Raw genomic sequence first — 23,014 nt, 5'->3', positions numbered from 1 at the left:
AAAGCACGGTACGCCTTGGGTCATGATCGAAACGCCTCGCCTGATCCTGCGTCCGCACGTCCTTGACGACTATAACGGCCTGTGTGCCATGTTCGGCGACCCGGACTTTTACCGACTGTCGGGTCTGACCCCGCAGTCGCCGGAAGAGGTGTGGCACCGCCTTCTGCGCTATATGGGGCACTGGACGGCCTTTGGCTGGGGTCTGTTCGCGGCCATTGAAAAGGACACGGGACGGTTTGTCGGCGATACGGGCCTGGCCGACTTCCACCGCGGTCTGGGGCCTGACTTCGACCTGTCGCCGGAAGCGGCCTGGGCCATCACGCCCGCCTGTCAGGGCCGAGGCTACGCGCTGGAGGCTGTGCGCGCCGCACACGACTGGTTTGACGCCACCCACCCGCAACGCACCGTGTGCATTATCGACCCGTCCAATACACCGTCGCAAAAGGTGGCGGCTGCACTGGGGTACACAGCCTTCGCCGACGCAACCTACAAGGGTCACAAAGTCACCCAATTCGAGCGGTATCTCTGAACCCCGAAACGAGGGAGGGTATGCCATGACGATTGGCATGGGGATATTGTGGGGCGGGTTGTTTGGTGCGCCTCTGCTCGCTTATCTGATCCATCGCTTCTGGCGGCATAAACGGCACAAACTCCTGCCCCTCTCCTTCGCTGTTCTGTTCGTGGTCGCCTTAGCTTGGGCCGTGGGTTTGCGTTTCACCTCTCCACTCGCCAATCTGATGGCCTTAGCTCTGGCTTACACGGCCTATGCCTTTCTGGCGTGGGAAGGCTGGGGCATACGGGACAGGCGCATCGGGTTACGTATGATCCTCAAATTCGTGACCGCCCTGCCGATTGTATTCGGGTATTTTATGGCCACGTTTGGCTTTCCTTTGCTCCTATTCATATCGTTCGGTTTGGATGAGGGTAATAAGCACACTGAAATTTTGGAACCGGGTATTGGATGCGAAATTCGCACACAATCAGGCGGCCCGTCATGGGGCACCACGGTCGTCTCCGTGCACCGCGAACTGACGCCGTTTTTGCGTTGGGAACGCGCTCATCAGCGCCTTTCCGAGGAAGAGGCTGTTTACAGACGCGCGTCTGATCTGTGCAGAGATGCCTACACCAAATGGCGCAACGGATAGGTGCCACGGGTTTACTCGGTGAGCGGCCTTCTGTATGACCCCGCCCATGTCCGCATTCCCTTTTGAAATCTCCGCTTCCGATGGTCAGGCCCGCACGGGCGTGCTGAAAACGCCGCGCGGCGACATCCCGACCCCCATCTTCATGCCAGTGGGCACCGCCGCCACCGTCAAGGCCCTGACGCTCGATATGGTGCGGCAAAGCCATGCCAAAATCATACTCGGCAACACCTATCATCTGATGCTGCGTCCTTCAGCCGAACGTGTGAAGCGACTGGGTGGCCTACACACATTTATGGGCTGGGACGGTCCCATCCTCACCGATTCCGGCGGCTTTCAGGTGATGAGCCTGTCGCAGATTTCCAAAGTCACTGAAGAGGCCGTGACCTTTCAGAGCCATATCGACGGCTCAAAGCACGTCCTGTCGCCGGAACGTTCGATGGAGATTCAGGCTGACCTGCTGGGTTCCGACATCGTGATGCAACTCGATGAGTGCGTCTCATGGCCCGCCGACGAAGCGCGCGCGCAAAAGGCGCTGCAACTGTCGGCGCGCTGGGGGCTGCGGTCGAAACAGGCCTTCGGGCAGCGCGACACGCAGGCCCTGTTCGGCATTCAGCAGGGCTCGACCTTTGAGAGCCTACGCCGGGAATCGACCGACCGCCTGCTGGAGATCGGCTTTGACGGCTACGCCATCGGCGGTCTGGCCGTCGGAGAAGGCCATGAGGCCATGTGCGACACGCTCGAATACTGCGCGCCGCTCCTGCCGTGGGATCGTCCGCGCTACCTGATGGGGGTGGGTAAGCCGATTGACCTGGTCGAAGGCGTGGCGCGCGGCGTCGATATGTTCGACTGCGTATTGCCGACCCGCTCTGGCCGCCATGGTCAGGTGTGGACGTGGGAAGGCCCCATCAACATCAAGAACGCCCGCTTTGCCGAAGACGACACGCCGCTGGATGCCACCAGCGACTGCCCGGCCAGCCGCGACTATTCCAAGGCCTATCTGCACCACCTGTTCAAGGCCGAGGAAATCCTGGGGCAGGTGCTGCTGAGCTGGCACAACATCGCCTTCTTTCAGGCCCTGATGATCCGCATGCGCTCAGCCATCGCAGCCGGTGAGTTTCAGGCCTTCCGCAAAGGGTTCCACGAAACGCATCTGAAAGCGCCCACCCAAAACTGACGGGCGCTTTAATACCAACGGTGTAATTATTTGCGTTTGTTGATTTTTCGCGGTGTCGGTGCCGCAGCCGGTGTCGGCTCGACCACTTCTTCCACCGTCACACGGGCCTGTTTGGGGACGAACCACGACGGCGCCGCCGGTGGGGCGCAGTTCTTGTTCATGCCGATGCCTTTCAGATAGGCCCGGCGTACATTTCCGGCAGCAATGGCGCGGTCCATGGCCTTCTGATGCTTTTCGGCCCCCGTCACCTTGCGGATCAGGCCGCGCATGGGCAGGACATCGGTGGCCGCTGAACGCACCGCCGTCAGGGTGGCGTCCGAGGCCATCTTGCCGCCGCGTGAGGTCATGGTGCCTTCCGGGGGCGGCGGTTCATCAAAATCCGGCCCCAGCGCCTGGTCCAGCAGGGCCACCTCGCCCGCGATGGATTCGCAATTCTCCAGATTGGCCAGATCGTAGGTGTTTTTCGACGCCCGCATCAGAACCGGCGGGATTTCCTTGCGTTTCAGGTTGAGATCGACCAGCGGCGCGGTAATGGCATCCCCGAAGCCGTCCCCCACATCCGAAGCGCTCTTGCGCATGGTCTGAGTGAAGGTCGGATCATTTTTCGTCTTGGGGTCGGCGGCCTCTACGGGGTGGGATTCGACGATCTGCACCTTGTCAGGCTTGCTGGCGCAGGCACTGAGGGGGCCGAAGAGGCACGCGATTCCGCCAATAGCCGAAGCGATACGCCACATCTTCATTCTGAAAGTCCCTCCGCGCACCCTGCTGTACGCCATTTATCTACAACACAACACATAAAACTTGAACCTTGCGCTTGCGCAAACAAAAACTCCCCACTATGAAGGCCGCACCCGAAACGACTTCGGTCGTAAGGTTCGTCTTGATGAGCCCGTAGCTCAGCCGGCTAGAGCATCTGACTTTTAATCAGAGGGTCCTGGGTTCGAGTCCCAGCGGGCTCACCAATTCTTCCAGAATTGGTGAGCTTTTTTTATGTCAGTTTCATTCGCCATCATAAAGAAACCATCATGAATGCGGGCTGAACGCGATTTCAGCCGCGTGCGGACCCTGCCGCCTTATGCGCGACGAAACGATTGCAGCACGGCAAAATTACGGCAGTCCCTTACAGGATTGGGGATGACGCCCCGCTGACCAGAGCCGCTTAATTGGCCAGACGCGATTTCAGCAGATAGCGGCCATTTTCGAAACGCTCGAAGATCAGTTCGGCCTGCGGGTGGCGCAACGGCATACCCGTGTCGTCCGGGCAGAGATTGCCCTCGGACGCATAGGCGACGTAGCAGATGTCGCCATTTTCAGCGAGCAGATGATAAAAGGGCTGATCCTTTTCCGGGCGCACCGCTTCGGGGATGGCCAGCAACCATTCCTCGGTATCGGAAAACTGTGGATCAATATCGAAGACCACGCCGCGAAAGTCGAACAGGACATGACGGACCAGCTCACCGATGCCGAAACGCGCCGCACGATCCCCCTGACCGGCGGTATAGGCACCGGTAACGGAACCAGAGACAGAATCGGTCATCATCAGCGCCTCCCCTCGGTTGCGGTATTGTCCACCCGTCTGGTGTAGCGCGACTCGGCACCTGCGCCTTCCCCCTTCCCCCTTTGGTTGTCGGAAACGCCGTCAATTCATGCGGCGCGTGGGTCGTTGCAGAATTACCCGTCCGCGCCGTGACGAAATTAACACAAAAGCGCTTTGCACGGAGGAAAATGCGTTCTAGGTTGAGGGTAACTTGACGCGGCCAAAGGCCCCTGCGTCCCACATACTGATAAAGCGGGGTATGAGCCACCATGAGTGAGGCTCCCTCAAAAAGCGGTCCGAACCGCAGGCGCGGACCGCGCCGCGCCCGCAAAGGCAGCGGCCACCGCGCGGCCCAGACCGTTACGTCGGTGCCCGCCGCTTCGCCCGCGCAAGCCCAGCCGCAAAAAGACAGGCCGCCCCCGCGTCCGGTGACGACGGACGCATCGCCGCTCTATGCCGCGCTTGATCTCGGCACCAATAATTGCCGCCTGATGATCGCCGCCTGGCACAATGGTCAGTTCCGCATCGTTGAGGCTTTTTCGCGCATAGTGCGGCTGGGCGAAGGCCTCAGCCAGACCGGAAACCTGTCGGATCGCGCCATGGAGCGTGCATTGGCGGCGCTTAAGCTGTGCGCCGAAAAGATCGGGCGGCGGCCGGTGGTACGCACGCGCGCCGTCGCCACGCAGGCCTGCCGCATCGCGCAAAACGGTCCCGACTTCATCCGCCGCGTTGAAAAGGAAACCGGTCTCAAACTGACCATTATCACGCCGGAAGAAGAAGCACGCCTGTCGGTGGTCGGCTGCGCCTCCTTGCTGGAAGGCGACGCCAGGGCCGCCATTGTGATGGATGTCGGCGGTGGTTCGACCGAGATTTCATGGCTGCCGCTGGGCGAAGAAACGGAATCGAGTGACTCCTCGGCCGCGCGGGGCCTGACCGCGCGGGGCAAGCCGCCGCGACCGCAATACTGGATTTCCATTCCCAAAGGCGTGGTCAATCTGGCCGAACGCTTCCCGGAGCCGCCCGACGGCGACAAGCAGGCGTGGTTCGCGCAGATGGTCGAGGACGTGCGTCAATCCCTGATCGACTTCAGGGCCCCGGAGCCCCTGCGCCCCCATTTCGACGCGCAGCAGGCCTATATTGTCGGCACGTCCGGGGCCATTACCTCTCTGGCTGGGATGCACCTGAAGCTTGAGCGTTATGACCGCTCCAAGGTCGATGGCCTGTGGATGACACATGATCAGTGCCGCGCGGTTATCGACCGCCTTTTGGGGCTGGGGCAAAGGGGGCGTGAGCAGGAACCGTGTATCGGCAAGGATCGCGCCGATCTGGTGCTGGCCGGGGCCGCCATTCTGGAGGCGGTGCAAAGCCTGTGGCCGTGTGACCGTCTGCGCGTCGCTGATCGCGGCCTGCGCGAAGGCCTGCTGCTGTCGATGGTCAAAAAGCGGCCGCGTCGCCGCCGGGCGCGCCGGGGTAAATCTACCTGATCCCCACGACCTTGTGCGTCTGCACACTCATGCGCCATTGCGGGTGCGCCAGGCAATAGTCGATCACGGCCTGGGTATGGGCAGCGCGCGTCAGCAGGTTCTGATCCAGCGGGTCTTTCGGTTGCAAATAGAAGCGCTCAAAGTCCATAGCGGCAAATTCCGCCGGATCGACGCGCTCCTGCGGCCAGACCAGTTTCAACTCCTGCCCCGACGTCTGATGCAGGCGGTTTTCGCCCTTGGGCGAGATGCACAGCCAGTCGATCCCTTCGGGGGCGCGCAGCGTGCCGTTCGATTCCACAGCGATAAAATAGCCGGCGGCCTTGACCGCTGCGATCAGAGGCGCATCCAGTTGCAGCAGCGGTTCGCCGCCGGTGAAGACCACCGATTTGTGCGCCGGGTCAATCTGACCCCAATGGGCATCCAGCGCTGCCGCCACGGCTTCGGGGGTGTCGAACTTGCCACCACCCTCGCCGTCCGTGCCGACAAAATCGGTGTCGCAGAAGGTGCAGGCCGCCGTCGCGCGGTCCTGTTCGCGCCCGCTCCACAGGTTGCAGCCGGCAAAGCGCGCAAACACCGCCACACGGCCCGCCTGCCCGCCTTCTCCCTGAAGAGTCAGGAATATCTCTTTGAAACTATACACCATCAGCCGTTACACCACTGCTCGAAACCGCGTGCGCGCAGGTCGCACGCCGGGCAGGTGCCGCAGCCATAGCCCCATTCGTGGCGCTCACCGCGCTCGCCCATATAGCAGGTGTGGGTGTCTTCGAGCACCAGATCGACCAACGCCTCTCCACCCAGTTGGTGCGTCAGCGCCCAGGTTTCGGCCTTGGTCAGGAACATCAGCGGCGTGTCGATAATATAGGGCCGCTCGATGCCAAGATTGAGCACGGTTTGCATCGCTTCCAGCGTATCCTTGCGGCAGTCGGGATAGCCGGAGAAGTCGGTTTCGCACATGCCCCCGACCAGATGGTCGATGCCGCGACGGTCCGCCACGGCGGCCGCATAGACGAAAAAGACCAGATTGCGCCCCGGCACAAAGGAGTTGGGCAGGCCGCGTTCGCCCATGCGGATTTCCTGTTCGCGCGTCAGCGACGATTCCGCCACGCGCCCGAAGCCCTTGAGATCAACGACATGATCGTCACCCAGTCGCGTGCGCGCCGGTTCAAACACCTCGGGAAAGCGTTGCAGCACGCGGGCGCGCGTCGTCATTTCAATGGCGTGGCGCTGGCCATAGTCGAAGCCGATGGTTTCCACGCGCTCGAAATGGGTCAGGGCCCAGGCGAGGCAGGCGGTCGAATCCTGCCCGCCGGAAAACAGCACCAGAGCCGAACGGTCGGCGGGCACGGTTTCAAGATCGGACGGGGTCATGGGTACTCTCTGGGTAACGGAAACAACGGTTTCTCCTGTAAAGAAACCGTTTCAGCGAATTTGCAAGTGCAAACTATCGCCTGTGAGGCGCGCAATAGTTTTGACGCGAAGGTCAAAATGCGTCACAATGTAACCAAAAAGGCCTGTGCCTCAGACAATAAGACTATTTTGTGGCGTATTTATAGGTGGCAAGTCGCATCAGAACTTTCCAACAACCCATTGAATAATAAAACATAGAGAGGCGAAGCAATGCCAATTGCGCCTTTTCGTGAAGGTTTCGACCTTCTGGTGGACAATATCCCCTATATGAAGGCGCTGGGCGCCCGCTATGCTGGACGCAGCGAAGACGGCATCCGACTGCGCCTGCCCTACGCTCAGCCCCTGATTGGCGATCCGGAGACGGGGGTCATCGCGGGCGGTGCCGTAACGGCGCTGCTTGACCACGCCTGCGGTATGGCGGTTTGGGATGAACTGAATGAATACAAACCCATAGCCACCATGGATTTGCGCATCGACTATATGCGCCCAGCCCAGCCCAACCGCGATCTGTTTATCCTCGCCAAATGCTACAAGCTGACCCGCAGCGTCGGCTTCGTGCGCGGCTTCGCCTATGACGACACCCTAAGCGACCCGGTCGCCGCGGCGCAAGCCGCCTTCATCATCTCGCATCCCTGCCTCAAAAACCGCGAGGCCCACGCATGATTGCCGACCTGATGATCAGCGGCCCGGAAGAGTTGTTCAGCCGCATCCCTTTCGCGCAGTTTCTCAACCTGCGCATGGAAATGGCGGGCAATGAACTGACGACCATCCTGCCGTTCGCGCCGCACCTGATCGGCAATCCGCTGCTGCCGGCCCTGCATGGCGGCACGATCGGGGCGTTTCTGGAACTGACCGCCACGGCGCAGTTGTCGGTGTTTGAAACGTTCGATCAGATCCCCAAACCGGTCAATGTCAGCGTGCAGTATCTGCGCTCCGGCAAGCCCATCGACACCTATGCCCGTGCGCGCATCAACCGCGTCGGCCGCACCATCGCCAATGTCGAGGCCTGGGCGTGGCAGGAACTGCGCGAACAGCCCATCGCCACGCTTCAGGCACACTTCTTGATTTGCTAAATCGGGCTTGCCACAATCTATAGATGTTTCTACTCTTCCCGACCTGTTCTGGTGTTTCGGGGGGGAGCCCGTTGCCGGTGGAAACAAGACGCCCACAGGGGCTACGGCGCGCAATCCGTCAGCGAATCGACGGCGTTTTCAGCGATGACGGGCGTCAGCGTGTGTGGATCGCCGGGCTCCTGAGCTGTCTGCCGCTGCTGGCGCTGTGGGGCAGTGCCTATGGCTATGTCATCAGCGCTTTGATAGCGAACGGCTTTTTTCTGGGTGTGCTGATTACCCTGAGCTGGAAATCCCCACATCCGTGGCCAGTGATCGCAGGGGGCTGCCAATGGCTTTCGGTGATGCTGCCCGTCCTGACCCTGAGTGACGGACGGATCAGGCCGATGACCCTGGTAATGGCGCTGACGGTGTCTACTGTGGGCGTGCTGGGGGTGATACTGTGGGGCGCGCTGGCCACATGGCGCAGGAAATAGGACTATATTCATAAAATAAGTTGATTTTCCTGTAGGTGGATTTATTTTCCTTCCACCTCACGGAAAAACCGGTATGTCTCTGTCGCACGCGCAAATCTGGAACGCCATAGACCGTCTGGCGCTGAACCTCGGCACGTCGCCGTCGGGACTGGCGCGACTGGCGGGTCTCGATCCCACGGCGTTCAACAAGTCGAAGCGGCAATCGACCGAAGACCCGCCGCGGCCGCGCTGGCCTTCGACCGAGAGTCTGGCCAAGCTGCTGGATGCGACGGGCCAGAGCTTTTCCGATTTTGCCGCCTTGACCGAACCGCGCCCGGTCCCGAAGGGTGTGCCTTTGATCGGGTTTGCGCAGGCGGGCAATGACGGCCTGTTTGACGATGCGGGGTTTCCGGCCGGACAGGGCTGGGACGAGATCGGCCTGCCGGCGGGCGAAGGGCTCTATGCACTTGAAATTTCAGGCGATTCCATGCTGCCGCTCTACCGCGACGGTGACCGTATCATCGTCGATCCGCTGCGTCAGAACCTGCGCCGGGGCGACCGGGTGGTGGTGAAGACGGCGGAGGGTGAAGTCATGGCCAAGGAACTGGTGCGACTGACCGAGAAGCAGGTTGAGTTGCGTTCACTCAATCCGGATTTTTCCAATCGGGTGCTGGAGCGATCGCAGGTGACGTGGATGGCGCGGATTGTGTGGGCCAGTCAGTGACGGTGAGCGTTATGGGGTTTGGGGCCTGCGGCCCCAAGTCTTCTGCGCCCAGAGACAAGGCCTATCGGTCAATCGATAGGCCTTGTCTTTGGGTATAAAGGTTTGTGGGGTCACGGACCCCACACCCCGGAACATACCCATCACACCGCCAGCTCGCCCTTAATACCCTGATCGAGCAGGTCCAGCGTCCGTTCGATGCCGAAAATGGCTACGAAAGAACCGAAGCGCGGCCCCTGGGATTGCCCCAATAGCACCTCATACAGTGCCTGAAACCATGCGCGTAAAGGCTCGAATTCATGAGCCTTTCCGACTTCGAAGACGATGTTCTGGATGGCCTCAGCATCGCGCGTTTCGGGATCAAGCGCCGCCAGACGATCACGCAGGTCGATCAGCGCCGCCTTTTCCTTGGCGTCGGGCAGACGGAAGGTCTTGGACGGTTTGACGAAATCCTCGAAATAGTTGAGCGCGTAGCCCGCCAGACGGTCGAGCACCGGCTCTGTTTCGGGCGTCGCCCCCGGAATATAGGCGCGCAGGAAGCCCCACAGCGTCTCCTTGTCCGAGGCATTGGCCGCCGAAACGAGGTTGAGCATCAGGCCAAAGGTCACCGGCGGCGACTTCGTGCCCGTTTCCCCACGCAAGACGAACCAGACCGGATTTTCGATCTGCTTGGCCTCTTCCTGCTTCGGGAAGGCGTCGAGCTGCTGGAAGAATTCGTCCGTGGCGCGCGGAATGACGTCGAAATAGAGCTTCTTGGCCGATTTCGGCGACTGGAACATGTAATAGGCCAGCGATTCTGGCGCGCCATAGCGCAGCCAGTCTTCCATGGTCAGGCCGTTGCCCTTCGACTTCGATATCTTCTGGCCCTGCTCATCGAGGAAGAGTTCGTAGTTGAAGCCTTCCGGCGGCGTACCGCCCAGCACCTTGCACACCTGCGACGACACCTTGACCGAGTCGATCAGGTCCTTGCCGGCCATTTCGTAATCAACGCCCAAAGCCGCCCAGCGCATGGCCCAGTCGGGCTTCCACTGCATCTTGACGTGGCCGCCGGTGACCGGCACCTCGAACTTTTCGCCGTTTTCCTCAAAGACGATCGTGCCCTTTGACACGTTGCGCTCCAGCGTCGGCACCTGAAGCACGTGGCCGGTGACCGGAGAAATCGGCAGGAACGGCGAATAGGTGGCGCGCCGATCCGGCCCCAGGGTCGGCAGCATGATCTTCTGAATCTCGTCGAAGCGTTCCAGAGCCCTCAGAAGCGTGGCGTCGAACTCACCCGACTTATAGGCATCCGTGGCCGACTTGAACTCATAATCGAAGCCGAAGGAGTCGAGAAAGGCCCGCAGACGCGCATTATTGTGCGCGCCGAACGAGTCGTGCGTCCCGAACGGGTCGCGCACCACGGTCAGCGGCTTATACAGGTCTTCGCGCAGGATATCCGGATTGGGAATGCCTTCGGGCACCTTGCGCAGACCGTCCATGTCGTCCGAAAACGAGATCAGACGCGATGCCCAATAACCGCCGGTCAGGGCCGTAAAGGCCTGACGCACCATGGTGGTGCGCGCCACTTCGCCGAAGGTGCCGATATGCGGCAGGCCCGACGGCCCGTAGCCGGTTTCAAAGATCACCGGACGGTTCAACGCCTCAAAGGTCTTCAGCGCCTCATCGGCCTTGCCCGCCGTGATCAGTTCCTGCGCCTGTTTTTGCTCCGCCTGATCCTTCAGACGCACTTTCAGCACGCGCGCAATCAGGGCGCGGGCTTGCTCGAAGGGCCAGGCACGGCCCTGTTGCGCGAGGAGGGTCAGTTCGGAAGACACGTGGGAAAACACCTTTCGGGGCAAACAAAACAGAGCTGTGGCTTTAAAGCGCGCGACGGCGGGCGTCAAATGAAACCGCTGACTGGCCCAATGGCACGAAGATGTGAAAAGCCGCCTCTTGACGTTTGGGGCAAGTTAGATGTACGTTTACGTAAACGTCAATTATAACGACCTTATACAGGGGGTCACCATGGACATGCGTACCTACACTATTCGCCAGCTTTCCAAGGAGTTCGGCGTCACCGCCCGCGCCTTGCGCTTTTATGAGGACAAGGGCCTCATCAGCCCGGAACGCAAGGGTCAGACGCGCATCTATTCGGCGCGCGACCGGGCGCGTCTGAAGATCATCCTACGCGGCAAGCGCATGGGCTTTTCGCTGATCGAAATTCACGAGGTGCTCGATCTGTATAACCGCGAAGACCGTGGCGTGAAGCAGATGCGCGCCACCGTGGCCAAGTATCACGACCAGATTGAGAACCTGAAGCGCCAGCGCGAAGACATTGATCAGGCGATCAAGGACATGGTCGAAGGCTGCGCGTGGATGGAAGGCGAGATCGCCAAGCACGAAGCGGCGCAGGCCGCCCACGCTGAAGACGACCGCAAAAGCGCCTGATAATCAACGCGCTCACGCCGATATTTAAGACACCGAAATAAAGCTCACCATAACGCCAAGGAGCACCTCCATGCCGTATAAGGCCCCCGTGCGCGACTATCAGTTCCTGCTCAACGACGTGCTGAACATCGCCCAGTATTCGAACCTGAAAGGGTTTCAGGACGCTTCACCCGATGTCGTTCAGGCCATTCTGGAAGAAGGCGCGAAGTTCACCGAAGAGGTGGTCGCGCCGCTGAACGCGCCGGGCGACAAGGAGGGCTGTGTCCTGCACCCCGACCACAGCGTCACCGCGCCGAAGGGCTATAAGGAAGCCTATCTCCAGATGGTTGAGGCCGGGTGGCCCGCTCTGGGCGGAGATCCCGAATACGGCGGTCAGGGCCTGCCACACGTCGTGGCCACGGCCTATTCGGAAATGCTCACCGGCGCGTCTTCGGCCTTTGCCATGTATCCCGGCCTAACCGATGGCGCGGTGGCCGCGCTGAGCGTCGGCGGCACAGACGAGTTGAAGGCGCTGTATCTTCCCAAGCTGATTGCCGGCGAATGGTCGGGGACGATGAACCTGACCGAGCCACATTGCGGCACGGACCTTGGCCTACTGCGCACCAAGGCGGTGCCGGACAGCGACGGCACCTATAAGATTTCGGGTCAGAAGATCTGGATTTCGGCGGGTGAGCACGACTTTACGGGCAATATCTGCCACCTCGTTCTGGCACGCATCGAAGGCGCACCGGCGGGCGTGAAGGGCATATCGCTGTTCCTCGTGCCCAAATTTATCCCGGATGCGAACGGCAATCCGGGCGAGCGCAACAGCCTTCATTGCGCCGGTCTTGAGCACAAGATGGGCATTCACGGCAATTCCACCTGCGTCATGATCTATGAAGACGCCAGGGGCTGGCTGCTCGGCAATGTCCACGAAGGGCTGAAAATCATGTTCTACATGATGAACAATGCCCGCCTCGGCGTCGGCCTTCAGGGCCTCGCCATCGGTCACGCCAGCCACGTCGCCGCCGTCGAATTCGCCAAGGACCGCCTGCAAGGGCGCGCCCTCACCGGCCCCAAATCGCCGGACAAGCCCGCCGACTCTATCCTCGTCCACCCCGATGTGCGCCGTATGCTGCTCGAAAGCCGCGCCCTGCTCGAAGGCGGCCGCGGTTTCCTCACCTGGGTCGCGCTTCAGGCCGATCTGGCCAAACATGCCGAAGACGAGGCGACGCGGGAAAAGGCCAATGATTTCCTCAGCCTGCTGACACCGGTTGTGAAGGCCTTTCTCACCGAAAAGGGCCTAAAGGTCACGCAGGACTCGATGCAGGTGCACGGCGGTTCGGGCTTCACCGAACACTTCCCGGCCTCGCAATATATGCGCGATATCCGCATTACGCTCATCTACGAAGGTACCAACGGCGTGCAGGCGCTCGACCTCGTCGGACGCAAACTGCCGTCCAAGGGCGGGCGCGCCGTGATGGCCTATTTCGCCGAAATCGACGCCTATGTCGCCGACCACGAAGCGGGCAGCGCCGCGACCTTCGTCAAGGGCCTGAAGGACACCAAGGCGCGTCTGATGGACGGCACCCTGTGGCTGATGCAAAACGGCATGGGCAATCCGGACGCCGCCGCCGCGGGTTCGCTCGACTATCTGTGCCTGTTTGGTCTGACCGCGTTGGCCTATAGCTGGGCGCAACAGGCGGCCGCCGCGCAAGCCGCCATCGACGCGGGCTCGACCGATCCCTTCTATGCCGACAAGCTCAAGGTCGGTCGCGTTTTCCTGGAACGCATTCTGCCCGAAGCCGAGGCGCATCTGCAAAAGATGAAGGCCGGATCGGAGGCCCTGTTCGCATTGGAAGATGATCGTTTTTAAGACGCGGGGTCGCAGACCCCGCACCCCATCACTTAGAGCAAAAAGAAGGCCGGAGTTTACGCTCCGGCCTTTCCGCTTGTTCCCGGTTAAGGGGTGCGGGGTCTGCGACCCCGCGTCTCTTTCTCTGATGTTTACAGCTGTTCCAGCACATAGTCCGCAGACGAGACCTTGAACTCGCCCGGCGCTTCGACGAACAGCTTTTCGACGACGCCATCATTGACGATCATGGCGTAGCGTTGCGAGCGCTTGCCCATGCCGAAACCTTCGGCGTCGAGGACCAGACCAACCTTTTCGGCAAATTCGCCATTGCCGTCGCCCAGCATCAGCACTTCGTCGGCAATGCCCTGATCCTTGGCCCAGGCCTTCATAACGAATCCATCATTGACGCTGGTGCAAGCCACCACGTCGATAGTCTTGAATTTGAAGGCTTTCGCCTGATCGCGGAAGCCCGGCAGGTGACGCGCCGAGCAGGTCGGGGTGAAGGCGCCCGGCACAGCAAACAGCACGGCGCGTTTACCGGCAAACACTTCGGAAGTGGTCAGCGGCTTCAGGCCGTCTTCGGCCGGGGAAGAGAATTTCACTTCGGGCAGCTTGTCACCGGGTTGAATCGTCATGGGTAAATCTCCGTTGAATGGCCCGCTGCTTATAGGCCTGTGTCAGCCTACAGACCAGAGCGCACGCACCGTCTTTATACGCTTTTTTCTTGCCAGAGACGGCTTCCATGCCCATCTTTGCGCCATGCGCAAAACAGGCATTGCCTCCTCAGACCCAACAGCTTCCGTTGAGACCACCTCCCTCCAAGGGCGATTGCTGGTGGCTATGCCGAGCCTGGACGATCCCAATTTCGACCACAGCGTCATCTATATGTGTCAGCACGACGCGGAATCGGCGATGGGGATTGTGCTGACGCAGCCCATAGGCGGCCTGACCTTCCCACGCATGATGGAGGAACTGGGCATCGACATCACCGACAACCGCCACGTCGCTACTCCCATCTATAATGGGGGCCCGGTGCAGAACGAGCGCGGCTTTGTGCTGCACAGCCTCGACTACTTTATTGATGAGGTGACCCTGCCGCTCGATATCGACCCGGAGGCGCTGGAACTGCGCGACGGCATCGGTTTGACCGTGTCGCGCGATATTTTGGTCGATCTGGCGCGCGGAGCGGGTCCGTCGCGGGCGCTGATTGCGCTGGGCTATGCCGGGTGGGGTCCGGGCCAGTTAGAAGCCGAGATTCGCGACAATGCGTGGCTGATCGCGCCCTCCAGCGCAGATATTCTGTTTTCACACGATGCCGCAGGTTTATGGAACAGGGCACTCAAAAGTCTCGGAATTTTACCGGAGCACCTCAGCCTCAATGCCGGGCGGGCCTGACGCGGCTCAACGCTTTCAGAGGCCAGACTTTCACAGCCCTGTCATCGACGCACTCTATGGACATCCTCACCCCTTCCGGATGAGTGTACCATGCCCCTTACCGTCGATACCGCCCGCCGCCGTTTCACCTTCGGAGCCATCGCCGGCACCGGGGCCGTTCTGGGCGGTGCCATCGGGCTCAGGCCGTCTCTGGCCGCCACCAAGCCGACGGAGCACAAGATGCCCCTGATCATAGCCCACCGCGGCGCCAGCGGCTACCGCCCCGAACACACACTCGAAGCCTATAATCTCGCCATCCATATGGGCGCCGACTATATCGAACCCGACGTGGTGGCGACCAAAGACGGCGTGCTGATCTGCCGTCATGAGCCCATGCTGTCCGGCACGACGGACGTGGCGCAACGCCCGGAATTTGCGGCCCGCAAGCGGACCCTTACCGTGGACGGGGTGAGCATCACCGACTTCTTCGCCAGCGACTTTACTCTGGCCGAAATCAAGACCCTGCGCGCGCGACAGGCCTTTGCCGATCGGGACCAGAGCTATAACGGCCGCTTCGAGGTGCCGACGCTGGAAGAGGTGATCGGTCTGGTGCGGAATCACTTCAAGACGACGGGCAAGAGCGTGGGTTTGTATATCGAAACCAAGCATCCGACCCTGCACCGCGCCGCCGGTCTGCCGCTGGAAGAACGCCTGATCGAGGCCCTGAGCAAGGGCGATATGAACAAGGCCGACTCGGCCGTCTTCCTACAATCCTTCGAAGCCGACAGTCTGAAGCGCCTGAAGGCCCTGTCGCCTCTGCCGCGCGTGCAACTGGTCGATGGTGGGGACGTCAATTTCGCCACGGGTGACGTTGGGCCGTCGGTGCCCTTCGACTGGGCCGCCGCCGGACGCAAGGGCGTCTATGCCGACATGCTGACGCCCGAAGGTCTGGCCGAGGTGCGTACCTATGCCGATGTTATTGCGCCGTGGAAGCGTTACCTGCTCAAGGCCGTGGCCAACGGGCCGGTGACAGAAAAGACCAGCGAGGCCGACTGCCGCATCGTCGAAAATCGCGCCCTGATCGACGCCGCGCACAAGGCGGGGCTGAAGGTCCACACCTGGACCCTGCGCAATGACCGCCTGCCCGCTGCCTATAAGGGCGATGCGCAGGCCGAGTTCAAGCAACTGTTCGCCCTCGGCATAGACGGCCTGTTTACCGACTTCGCCGATACGGGCGTTGCCGCCCGCAAGGTGTTTCTGGATCATTAATCATAATGATCCAGATTTTTTTGCTTAGCCCCTCGCCGGGTACGGGCTCCGCCACCTTGGCCGCCGCCTCAATGGCGGCATGAGCGGAATGATTAGAAATCATTCCGTTAGGTTAAGCCAAAACCGCTTCGAGACGCTTCTGCGGATCACTTTTCAGCGTGGGCCCCAGAATAGCGGTCGCCACACCGGCTTGCAGCGTGCGTTCACCCACGCGGCGCAGGTCGTTGAGCGTCACCGCCTCCAGCCGCGCCACCTGCTCCTTGAGCGTAAAGGCGCGGTCATAGGTCAGGACCTGCCCGCCCAGCGTATTGGCGCGCTGCGCCGCGTTCTCGTCGTTCAGATAGAGCGAGGTGGTGTATTGCGCTTTGGCACGCTCCAGCTCGGACTCCAGCGGTTTGTCGATCAGGCCGCGCATGACGCTGACGATCAGTTCGCTGAGGTCCGCCGCATCCTTGGGCGCGCAGCCGGCATAGATGCCCAGCATCCCCGTATCGCGGAACTGCGTCGTCCAGGCGTCGATGGAATAGGCCAAACCACGGTCTTCGCGCGCCTCCTGAAACAGGCGAGACGCCATGCCACCGCCCAGAATCTCGCCGAACAGCTTGAGCGCAAACAGGTCGTCGTCAAAGCGGTTGACGCCCTCAAAGGCGAGCGTCAGGTGCGTCTGTTCGACCTTGCGCACGTGGCGGATGTGGCGCGGCATAAAGCGCGCCGCCCCGTCGGCCTCGCGCGCCGGCCGCGCCGGCACATTCATATGGGCCTCGACCGCGGTCAGTACGCCCGCCGCTTCGACGCCGCCGGATACGCACAGCACGATATCTGCCGGATTATACAGGCCTTCGATATAGGCACGCAGCGTCTCCGGCCGCGCCGGAGCCAAACTTTGCGGTGTCCCCAAAATAGGGCGCGCCAGACTGTGGTCGCCGAAGCAGGCCTCTTGCAGCAGGTCGAAGACGTGGTCGTCGGGCGTGTCAAACGCTTCGGAAATCTCCTGCTCGATGACCTTCTTTTCGCGCTCCAGCTCCTCAGCCTCCAGCGCCGGGCGAAACATCAGGTCGCCGACCACCTCGACCGCCAGCGGCAGCAGTTCGGCCATGCCGCGCACCTCAAAACGGGTGTGCTCGTAGCCTGTGGAGGCGTTGATGGTGCCCCCGCGATGTTCGATCACCTCGGCCAGTTCGCGCGCGCTGCGCCCGCCTGCCCCCTTGAACACCATATGCTCGCTGAGGTGGGCCCAGCCCGATTGATGCGGCGCTTCGTAGCGCGCCCCGCCGTGGATGATGGCCGTCAGGGCGAAGGTGTGCAGGCCGGGGATGGGGTCGTGAACCACCCGCAGGCCGTTGCTCAGGGTGGCGACTGAGGCGTTACCCACGCCAAGAGGGGTGAAACTCATGCTATGCCTTTGTTCGGCGCAAGCGCATTCCAAAAAGTGCCCTGCGGTTTTTGGAATCCAATGCGCGACCAGATAAAACCCAAGAGCTATTTCCTTTGGGAAATAGCTCTTGGGCGCGAATACAGGAGCGCTATATAGACACCGATCAGCGCCGCCGCCAGCCCATACCAGGTGAGGGCGTATTCCAGATGGCGATTGGACAGGTTGGCCGCCGCATCGACCGGCGTCAGGCCGGGTGCCACGGGCTGGGTCGCGGCTACAAAATAGTCCGATCGTAATGTAACGTTCCAGCGCTTCGAGAGGTCGGGCACCGAGCGCGTGTACCAGTCGTCGGCCTTAGGATCGTTCGGCGGCACGAAAGCGTTGGGCGTTTCAAAGCGCCGTAGCCGCCCGGTCAGGGCGGTGAGAGCGACCGCACCGGTCAGCGGCTGTTGCGCCGTAAAGCCCAAATCGGCAAGGATCACCCCCTGCCCCCCCTCCTGCCCCGTTGCGCACACAGTCAGGACGTGGAACCCGGCCACGCCGTCCGACACGCCGTGCATATAGACAAAATCGCGCGGATCACTGCGGCAATCGAGCGTCACCTGCCGCCAGACGTGATCGCCGGGCTGAGATAGAAGGCTGTCCAGCGCCACTGGGGCTATGGCCCGCGTCCGCGCCAGATCGGCCAGCAACTGCTCTTTCCAGTGCAGGCGCTGCATCTGCCAGGTGCCGAGCCCCAGCAGGATCAGCAGGGCCACGCCGACGGCGAGGGTCAAACCGACAGGCAATCGCTTCATTTAAAGCGGTCCTTGTCACTGACGCGGTTTTTGAGCTGCGACGCCACCATCAGCCCCTTGAGCGGCGGCATCAGCCCCAGACTGAGGAAAAGCGCCATAGGCAGCCAGATGATCATATGCAGCCACAGGGGCCAGTCATGGCTCAGGGCCGTGATCATGAAGCCGAAACAGACGATAAAGCCGACGATCAGAATGACAAAGACGACGGGACCGTCTCCGGTATCCGCCGCCTGAAAATCTGTGTGACATTGGCTGCATTCCGGCGCGACCTTGAGGAAGCCCTTAAAGAGCTTACCCTGACCGCAGACGGGGCAGCGGCCCCGCGCCGCCGCGAGGAAATTGACCTCGCGGCTATCGGGACCGGCCATGCTTAGGCTCCGAAGATGACGTAGATGAAGGCGAACAGGAACAGCCACACCACGTCAACGAAGTGCCAGTACCAGGCCGCCGCTTCGAAACCGAAGTGCTTTTGCGGCGTGAAGCCACCGCGCATCAGGCGGATCAGACAGATCAGCAGGAAGATGGTGCCGATCAGGACGTGGAAGCCATGGAAACCCGTGGCCATGAAGAAGGCCGAGCCGTAAAGACCGGCATTGGCGGCTTCTTCGTTGAAGAACAGGTGATGGTGGAGAATGTGATAATATTCAAAGGCCTGTACGCTGGTGAAGATAGCCCCCAGCACCACAGTCAGGAACAGGCCCCACTTGGCACCATTGCGATCGCCCTCCTGAAGCGCGTGGTGCGCCCAGGTTACGGTCGTGCCCGACAGCAGCAGGAGAAGCGTGTTGAGCAGCGGCAATTGCCAGGCCGAAACAGCCTCAACGCCCGCCGGCATCCAGCCATTCGGATCGGTGCTGCCCGTCGAGGCCCACGCCGTGCGGACCTCTTCGATGGCCGAGGCCACACCCGCGCGGTGTTCGTGGAACAGGGCCATTTCGAAGAAGACCCAGAACCACGCCACGAAGAACATCACTTCCGAGGCGATGAACATGATCATGCCATAACGCAGGCCGATCTGCACAACCGGCGTATGGTCACCGGCGCGCGATTCCTTGATCACATCGGCCCACCAGCCCCACATCACGTAAAGCACGCCCAGCAGACCGATACCGAAGACCACCGGGGTCTTTTCGATGCCGAACAGGCCCTTCATCCAGATCACCAGACCGATGAACATGACCACGGAGAACAGCGAACCGAGCAGCGGCCACGGGCTGGGGTTGATAATGTGATAATCGTGTTTGACGGCGTCGTTAGACATAGTCGGCAACTCACCTCGATGCGCCGTGTCCCCCTGTATCGGACACTGACGGTTCCGTTATATGATTAGACCTTGAGTCTTAGGGCAAATCGGCTGTGAACACAATCCGGCCACCCTGTTTTTATGGGGCTGTGGCCCCGTAGCAAACAAATTCAACTACGCTTTACAAGAGACTGAAACGCTTTACTTTTTAGCCCCCTGAGACGGAAAGAAGGTATAGGACAGGGTCACGTCCTTAGTGTTCTTTGCGTCAATGTTTTCCAGCATCTTCGGATCAACATAATAGACGACGGGGAAGGTGCGTTCCTCGCCGGGCTGCAAGGTCTGATCCGTAAAGCAGAAGCACTGCAATTTCATGAAGTAGCCGCCCATGGCTTCGGGCAACACATTGTAGCTGGCGCGACCGGTGAGCGGCACATCCGCATCGTTGCGCACCGTGAAATAGATCATATTGGTCTTGCCGAGCAGCGTGTTCTGCACCGGGCGTTCGACCTTGAAACTCCAAGGAATGTTGTTGGCATTGGTGTCGAAATAGACGCGAATCTTGCGGTCGAGCACCACCGAGGACTCGGTTTCCACGCGCTGCGTCGTGCCATCAAAGCCTGTCACCTGACAAAACAGGCGATAAAGGGGCACCGAGGCATAGGCCAGACCGAACATACCCAACAGACCGGCCAGACACCACGCGGCAACCTTCTGATTACGGGTCAGCTTTTTCATCCGCCGTGCGCCGCCTGTACGCCTTGCGTCATACGGATGATCGAAACCAGAAACACCAGCACCACAAAGGCCAGGAGGCCCAGCCCTATGGCGATGTTGCGGCGCTTCTGGGCGGCCAGATAGGCTTTCTTGTCATCTTCGGGGGTGGTCAGAACGTCCTTGTCAACCATTGGCTCAGGCTCCCATGAAGGCGTGATGGATCAACAGGGCGGCGAAAAGCGCCGTCAGATACAGGATAGAAAAGGCAAACAGGTTGCGCGCGGCCAGCGCTTCCTTCTTGACGTCATAGAGCGAATTTTCACCCCCTTCGGGATGATCACCCGCCCGCGACAGGAACAGACGCACGGCCAGAAAGATGAAAAAGGCCCCGCCCAGAACCGACACGACTGCGTAGATCATGCCGCCCATGCTGAACGCAATGGGCAGACAGGCCACCGGGGCCATGATCAGGCTGTAGATCAGGATTTGCAGACGGGTCGATTTGGCACCCCTGGCCACCGGCATCATCGGGATACCGGCCTTGGCGTAATCTTCGGCGGTGTAGAGGGCCAGCGCCCAGCTATGCGGCGGCGTCCACAGGAAGATGATGGCGAACAGCACCCAAGCCTCCACAGGCGCGTGGCCCGTGGCGGCGGCCCAGCCGATCACCGGTGGAAAGGCCCCGGCCGCCCCCCCGATGACGATATTCTGCGGCGTGCGGCGCTTCAGAACAATCGTATAAAAAACAACATAGTAAAGGATAGTCAGGGCCAGGAGACCGGCGGCCACCGCATTGATGGCCAGCCACATCATGGCCACCGACAAAAAGGCCAGCACGCCGCCAAAGGCCATAGCGTCGGACTTGGTGACGCGGCCCGAAGCCACCGGGCGACCGCGGGTGCGGCGCATCAGGGCATCGGTTTCGCCCTCAATCGCCATGTTCAGCGCACCGGCGGCCCCGGCCCCTAACGCAATACACAGAACTGCGATAAAGGCCAGAAACGGGTCCATCTTCTGCGGCGCGACGACCAGACCGGTCAGGCCGGTGAACACCACCAGCGACATGACGCGCGGTTTCAGCAGTTGAAAATAGTCCGCCGGCAGGCCGCGCAGGGCCTTCTCCCCGTAGGCGGGGTGGCTCGGTTCGGACTTGGGCGTTGTCATATTCACCGGCTTTGGGGTCACGGGCTCAGGGTTCACAGTGGGTACTCGTAAAATAAAGGGGATGACGACCTCCGGCCTTCATCCCCCATACTATAGCCTGCCGCCCGTTCGGGCGAAGCGCTTAGTGATGGCCGTCTTCGTCCTTGATCACCGGCAGTTCAGAGAACTGGTGATAGGGCGGCGGAGACGACAGGGTCCATTCGAGCGTGGTAGCGCCCTCACCCCACGGATTGGCCTCGGCCTTGCGGCGGCGGATGACCGACTCGACGATCATGACCAGGAAGACCAGGACACCGATAGCGGTGATGACATAACCGATCGACGAAATCTGGTTCCAGTAGGTGTAGCCTTCCGGATAATCGACGTAACGGCGCGGCATCCCCTGAAGGCCCAGGAAGTGCTGCGGGAAGAAGACGACATTGACGCCGACGAACATCAGCCAGAAGTGAATCTGACCCAGAAGCTCGTTGTACTTGATGCCGAACATCTTCTCGTACCAGTAGTAGAAGCCGCAGAAGATGGCGAACACCGCCCCCAGCGACAGCACGTAGTGGAAGTGCGCCACGACATAGTAGGTGTCGTGCAGGCTGTAGTCGATACCGGCGTTGGAGAGAACCACGCCCGTAACGCCACCGACGGTGAACAGGAAGATGAAGCCGATGGCCCACAGCATGGGCACTTTGAAGTCCAGCGAGCCGCCCCACATGGTGGCGATCCACGAGAAGATCTTCACACCCGTCGGCACCGCGATGACCATGGTCGCCATCACGAAATAGGCGCGCAGGTTGAAGCCCATGCCAACCGTGTACATGTGGTGGGCCCACACGATGAAGCCGACGAAGCCGATGGCGACCATGGCGTAGGCCATGGCGAGATAGCCGAAGACGGGCTTTTTCGAGAAGGTCGAAACCACGTGGCTGATGATACCGAAGCCCGGCAGGATGAGGATATACACTTCCGGGTGGCCGAAGAACCAGAACAGGTGCTGGTACATGACCGGATCCCCACCGCCCGCCGGATCGAAGAAGGCGGTGCCGAAGTTACGGTCGGTCAGCAGCATGGTGATGGCACCGGCGAAGACCGGCAGCGACAGCAGCAGCAGGAAGGCGGTGACCAGCACCGACCACGCAAACAGCGGCATACGGTGCAGAGTCATGCCCGGCGCGCGCATGTTGAAGATGGTGGTGATGAAGTTGATCGCCCCCAGAATCGACGACGCGCCCGACAGGTGGAAGGAGAAGATGATCAGGTCAAAGGCCGCGCCGGGGCTGCCCTTATTGGCCGACATCGGCGGATACATGGTCCAGCCGCCGCCGAAGCCGTGCTCCGAGGCGCCGCCCGGTCCGCCCGGCACGAAGATCGACACCATCAGCAGGATGAAGGAGGCGACCAGCAGCCAGAAGGAGATGTTGTTGAGGCGCGGGAAGGCCATGTCCGGCGCACCGATCATGATCGGCACAAACCAGTTGCCAAAGCCCCCGATCATGGCCGGCATGACCATGAAGAAGATCATCAGAACGGCGTGAGCGGTGACGACCGAGTTATAGCCGTGCTTGCCTTCGAAGACATTGAGCTGATCGAGCAGCGAGCCCTGTACGAAGACCTGAAGACCGGGTTCATAAAGCTCCCAGCGGATCAGGCCCGACAGCGCGCCGCCCAGAAGACCGGCGAAGATGGCGAAGATCAGGTAGAGCGTGCCGATGTCCTTATGGTTGGTGGACAAAAACCAGCGCGCGAAGAAGCCGGGTTTGTGGTCGTGATCGTCGTGATGATGATCGTGAACGACAGAAGCATTCGATGCCATGACGAGCGTCTCTCTTA

At 60.9% G+C, this 23,014-nt stretch carries 26 protein-coding genes and 1 tRNA gene; 13 read left to right on the top strand and 14 right to left on the bottom strand.

Going from position 1 to position 23,014, the window contains the following annotated elements; genetic code table 11:
• Window positions 1-22: 22 nt before the first annotated feature.
• Genes EM6_RS13280 through tgt form a run of 3 tightly spaced genes read left to right on the top strand, consistent with a single transcriptional unit; the run spans window position 23 to window position 2,319 of the window.
• Window positions 23-529, top strand: coding sequence for a GNAT family N-acetyltransferase (locus tag EM6_RS13280; protein WP_126424150.1), 507 nt, complete (start codon window positions 23-25; stop codon window positions 527-529).
• 25 nt (window positions 530-554) lie between these two features.
• Window positions 555-1,145, top strand: coding sequence for a hypothetical protein (locus tag EM6_RS13275; RefSeq protein WP_126423640.1), 591 nt, complete (start codon window positions 555-557; stop codon window positions 1,143-1,145).
• Window positions 1,146-1,191: 46 nt separating this feature from the next.
• Window positions 1,192-2,319 carry a tRNA guanosine(34) transglycosylase Tgt gene (gene tgt, locus EM6_RS13270; RefSeq protein ID WP_126423639.1) on the top strand — a complete coding sequence of 376 codons (1,128 nt, stop codon included), beginning with the start codon at window positions 1,192-1,194 and terminating at the stop codon, window positions 2,317-2,319.
• A gap of 26 nt (window positions 2,320-2,345) precedes the next feature.
• Here the strand turns inward: tgt and EM6_RS13265 are convergent, their stop codons facing one another.
• On the bottom strand, window positions 2,346-3,059 hold the full coding sequence (locus EM6_RS13265) for a hypothetical protein (RefSeq protein ID WP_126423638.1): 714 nt from the start codon (window positions 3,057-3,059) through the stop codon (window positions 2,346-2,348).
• Between the two features lie 145 nt (window positions 3,060-3,204).
• Between EM6_RS13265 and EM6_RS13260 the strand changes: the two genes are divergently transcribed.
• A tRNA-Lys gene (locus EM6_RS13260) sits at window positions 3,205-3,281 on the top strand.
• A gap of 197 nt (window positions 3,282-3,478) precedes the next feature.
• Here the strand turns inward: EM6_RS13260 and hspQ are convergent.
• A complete protein-coding gene (hspQ, locus tag EM6_RS13255; protein ID WP_126423637.1) occupies window positions 3,479-3,859 on the bottom strand; it encodes a heat shock protein HspQ in 381 nt (126 codons plus the stop codon).
• Between the two features lie 266 nt (window positions 3,860-4,125).
• On the opposite strand from hspQ, the gene EM6_RS13250 reads away from it, so the two are divergent.
• Complete coding sequence (locus tag EM6_RS13250; RefSeq protein WP_126423636.1) at window positions 4,126-5,340, top strand: Ppx/GppA phosphatase family protein; 1,215 nt, start codon at window positions 4,126-4,128, stop codon at window positions 5,338-5,340.
• Here the strand turns inward: EM6_RS13250 and queE are convergent.
• Entirely contained in the window at window positions 5,333-5,983 is a 651-nt protein-coding gene (queE, locus tag EM6_RS13245; RefSeq protein ID WP_126423635.1) for a 7-carboxy-7-deazaguanine synthase, read from the bottom strand. The genes EM6_RS13250 and queE overlap by 8 nt on opposite strands.
• Window positions 5,983-6,708, bottom strand: a complete 726-nt coding sequence (gene queC, locus EM6_RS13240) for a 7-cyano-7-deazaguanine synthase QueC (protein ID WP_126423634.1) — start codon at window positions 6,706-6,708, stop codon at window positions 5,983-5,985. The genes queE and queC overlap by 1 nt, the downstream gene beginning before the upstream one ends.
• Window positions 6,709-6,957: 249 nt before the next feature.
• Between queC and EM6_RS13235 the strand changes: the two genes are divergently transcribed.
• The 4 genes from EM6_RS13235 to EM6_RS13220 all read left to right on the top strand — a co-directional run bounded on the left by EM6_RS13235 (window position 6,958) and on the right by EM6_RS13220 (window position 8,996).
• Entirely contained in the window at window positions 6,958-7,410 is a 453-nt protein-coding gene (locus EM6_RS13235) for a PaaI family thioesterase (RefSeq protein WP_126423633.1), read from the top strand.
• Window positions 7,407-7,820 carry a PaaI family thioesterase gene (locus tag EM6_RS13230; protein WP_126423632.1) on the top strand — a complete coding sequence of 138 codons (414 nt, stop codon included), beginning with the start codon at window positions 7,407-7,409 and terminating at the stop codon, window positions 7,818-7,820. Before EM6_RS13235 ends, EM6_RS13230 begins: the two co-directional genes overlap by 4 nt.
• Window positions 7,821-7,897: 77 nt before the next feature.
• Window positions 7,898-8,293: a hypothetical protein gene (locus EM6_RS13225; RefSeq protein ID WP_126423631.1), complete on the top strand. Its 396-nt coding sequence runs from the start codon at window positions 7,898-7,900 to the stop codon at window positions 8,291-8,293.
• Between the two features lie 73 nt (window positions 8,294-8,366).
• Window positions 8,367-8,996 carry a S24 family peptidase gene (locus EM6_RS13220; RefSeq protein ID WP_126423630.1) on the top strand — a complete coding sequence of 210 codons (630 nt, stop codon included), beginning with the start codon at window positions 8,367-8,369 and terminating at the stop codon, window positions 8,994-8,996.
• 140 nt (window positions 8,997-9,136) lie between these two features.
• Here EM6_RS13220 and EM6_RS13215 read toward each other — a convergent pair whose 3' ends face one another.
• Window positions 9,137-10,807 (bottom strand): lysine--tRNA ligase, encoded by a 1,671-nt coding sequence (locus tag EM6_RS13215; RefSeq protein WP_126423629.1) that lies wholly within the window; start codon window positions 10,805-10,807, stop codon window positions 9,137-9,139.
• A gap of 190 nt (window positions 10,808-10,997) precedes the next feature.
• Here EM6_RS13215 and EM6_RS13210 point away from each other — a divergent pair, with 190 nt between their 5' ends.
• Both EM6_RS13210 and EM6_RS13205 read left to right on the top strand, forming a co-directional pair.
• Window positions 10,998-11,420 carry a MerR family transcriptional regulator gene (locus EM6_RS13210; RefSeq protein ID WP_232037173.1) on the top strand — a complete coding sequence of 141 codons (423 nt, stop codon included), beginning with the start codon at window positions 10,998-11,000 and terminating at the stop codon, window positions 11,418-11,420.
• Between the two features lie 70 nt (window positions 11,421-11,490).
• Window positions 11,491-13,275 (top strand): acyl-CoA dehydrogenase C-terminal domain-containing protein, encoded by a 1,785-nt coding sequence (locus EM6_RS13205; RefSeq protein WP_126423627.1) that lies wholly within the window; start codon window positions 11,491-11,493, stop codon window positions 13,273-13,275.
• A gap of 131 nt (window positions 13,276-13,406) precedes the next feature.
• On the opposite strand, the gene EM6_RS13200 is transcribed toward EM6_RS13205, so the two are convergent.
• Window positions 13,407-13,889, bottom strand: a complete 483-nt coding sequence (locus EM6_RS13200; RefSeq protein WP_126423626.1) for a peroxiredoxin — start codon at window positions 13,887-13,889, stop codon at window positions 13,407-13,409.
• Window positions 13,890-14,094: 205 nt separating this feature from the next.
• On the opposite strand from EM6_RS13200, the gene EM6_RS13195 reads away from it, so the two are divergent.
• Both EM6_RS13195 and EM6_RS13190 read left to right on the top strand, forming a co-directional pair.
• The gene (locus EM6_RS13195; protein WP_232037180.1) at window positions 14,095-14,649 is read left to right on the top strand and encodes a YqgE/AlgH family protein; all 555 of its coding nucleotides are present in this window, start codon (window positions 14,095-14,097) and stop codon (window positions 14,647-14,649) included.
• A 90-nt stretch (window positions 14,650-14,739) separates the two neighbouring features.
• Window positions 14,740-15,897, top strand: coding sequence for a glycerophosphodiester phosphodiesterase (locus tag EM6_RS13190; protein WP_126423624.1), 1,158 nt, complete (start codon window positions 14,740-14,742; stop codon window positions 15,895-15,897).
• A 112-nt stretch (window positions 15,898-16,009) separates the two neighbouring features.
• On the opposite strand, the gene EM6_RS13185 is transcribed toward EM6_RS13190, so the two are convergent.
• The 8 genes from EM6_RS13185 to ctaD all read right to left on the bottom strand — a co-directional run bounded on the left by EM6_RS13185 (window position 16,010) and on the right by ctaD (window position 22,997).
• The gene (locus EM6_RS13185; protein WP_126423623.1) at window positions 16,010-17,290 is read right to left on the bottom strand and encodes a M16 family metallopeptidase; all 1,281 of its coding nucleotides are present in this window, start codon (window positions 17,288-17,290) and stop codon (window positions 16,010-16,012) included.
• 86 nt (window positions 17,291-17,376) lie between these two features.
• Window positions 17,377-18,069 (bottom strand): SURF1 family protein, encoded by a 693-nt coding sequence (locus EM6_RS13180; RefSeq protein WP_126423622.1) that lies wholly within the window; start codon window positions 18,067-18,069, stop codon window positions 17,377-17,379.
• The gene (locus tag EM6_RS13175) at window positions 18,066-18,437 is read right to left on the bottom strand and encodes a DUF983 domain-containing protein (RefSeq protein WP_126423621.1); all 372 of its coding nucleotides are present in this window, start codon (window positions 18,435-18,437) and stop codon (window positions 18,066-18,068) included. Before EM6_RS13175 ends, EM6_RS13180 begins: the two co-directional genes overlap by 4 nt.
• A gap of 2 nt (window positions 18,438-18,439) precedes the next feature.
• Entirely contained in the window at window positions 18,440-19,330 is an 891-nt protein-coding gene (locus EM6_RS13170) for a cytochrome c oxidase subunit 3 (RefSeq protein WP_126423620.1), read from the bottom strand.
• Window positions 19,331-19,513: 183 nt separating this feature from the next.
• Window positions 19,514-20,050 (bottom strand): cytochrome c oxidase assembly protein, encoded by a 537-nt coding sequence (locus EM6_RS13165; protein WP_126423619.1) that lies wholly within the window; start codon window positions 20,048-20,050, stop codon window positions 19,514-19,516.
• Window positions 20,047-20,220, bottom strand: coding sequence for a hypothetical protein (locus EM6_RS17405; protein WP_172961264.1), 174 nt, complete (start codon window positions 20,218-20,220; stop codon window positions 20,047-20,049). Before EM6_RS17405 ends, EM6_RS13165 begins: the two co-directional genes overlap by 4 nt.
• Before the next feature lie 4 nt (window positions 20,221-20,224).
• Window positions 20,225-21,193, bottom strand: a complete 969-nt coding sequence (cyoE, locus tag EM6_RS13160; RefSeq protein ID WP_126423618.1) for a heme o synthase — start codon at window positions 21,191-21,193, stop codon at window positions 20,225-20,227.
• 121 nt (window positions 21,194-21,314) lie between these two features.
• On the bottom strand, window positions 21,315-22,997 hold the full coding sequence (gene ctaD, locus EM6_RS13155) for a cytochrome c oxidase subunit I (protein ID WP_126423617.1): 1,683 nt from the start codon (window positions 22,995-22,997) through the stop codon (window positions 21,315-21,317).
• Window positions 22,998-23,014 lie beyond the last annotated feature (17 nt).

The organism is Asticcacaulis excentricus, from assembly GCF_003966695.1.
In the GTDB taxonomy this organism is placed as follows: Bacteria; Pseudomonadota; Alphaproteobacteria; order Caulobacterales; family Caulobacteraceae; genus Asticcacaulis; species Asticcacaulis excentricus_A.
This window is presented reverse-complemented; position numbering and strand designations above follow the sequence as displayed.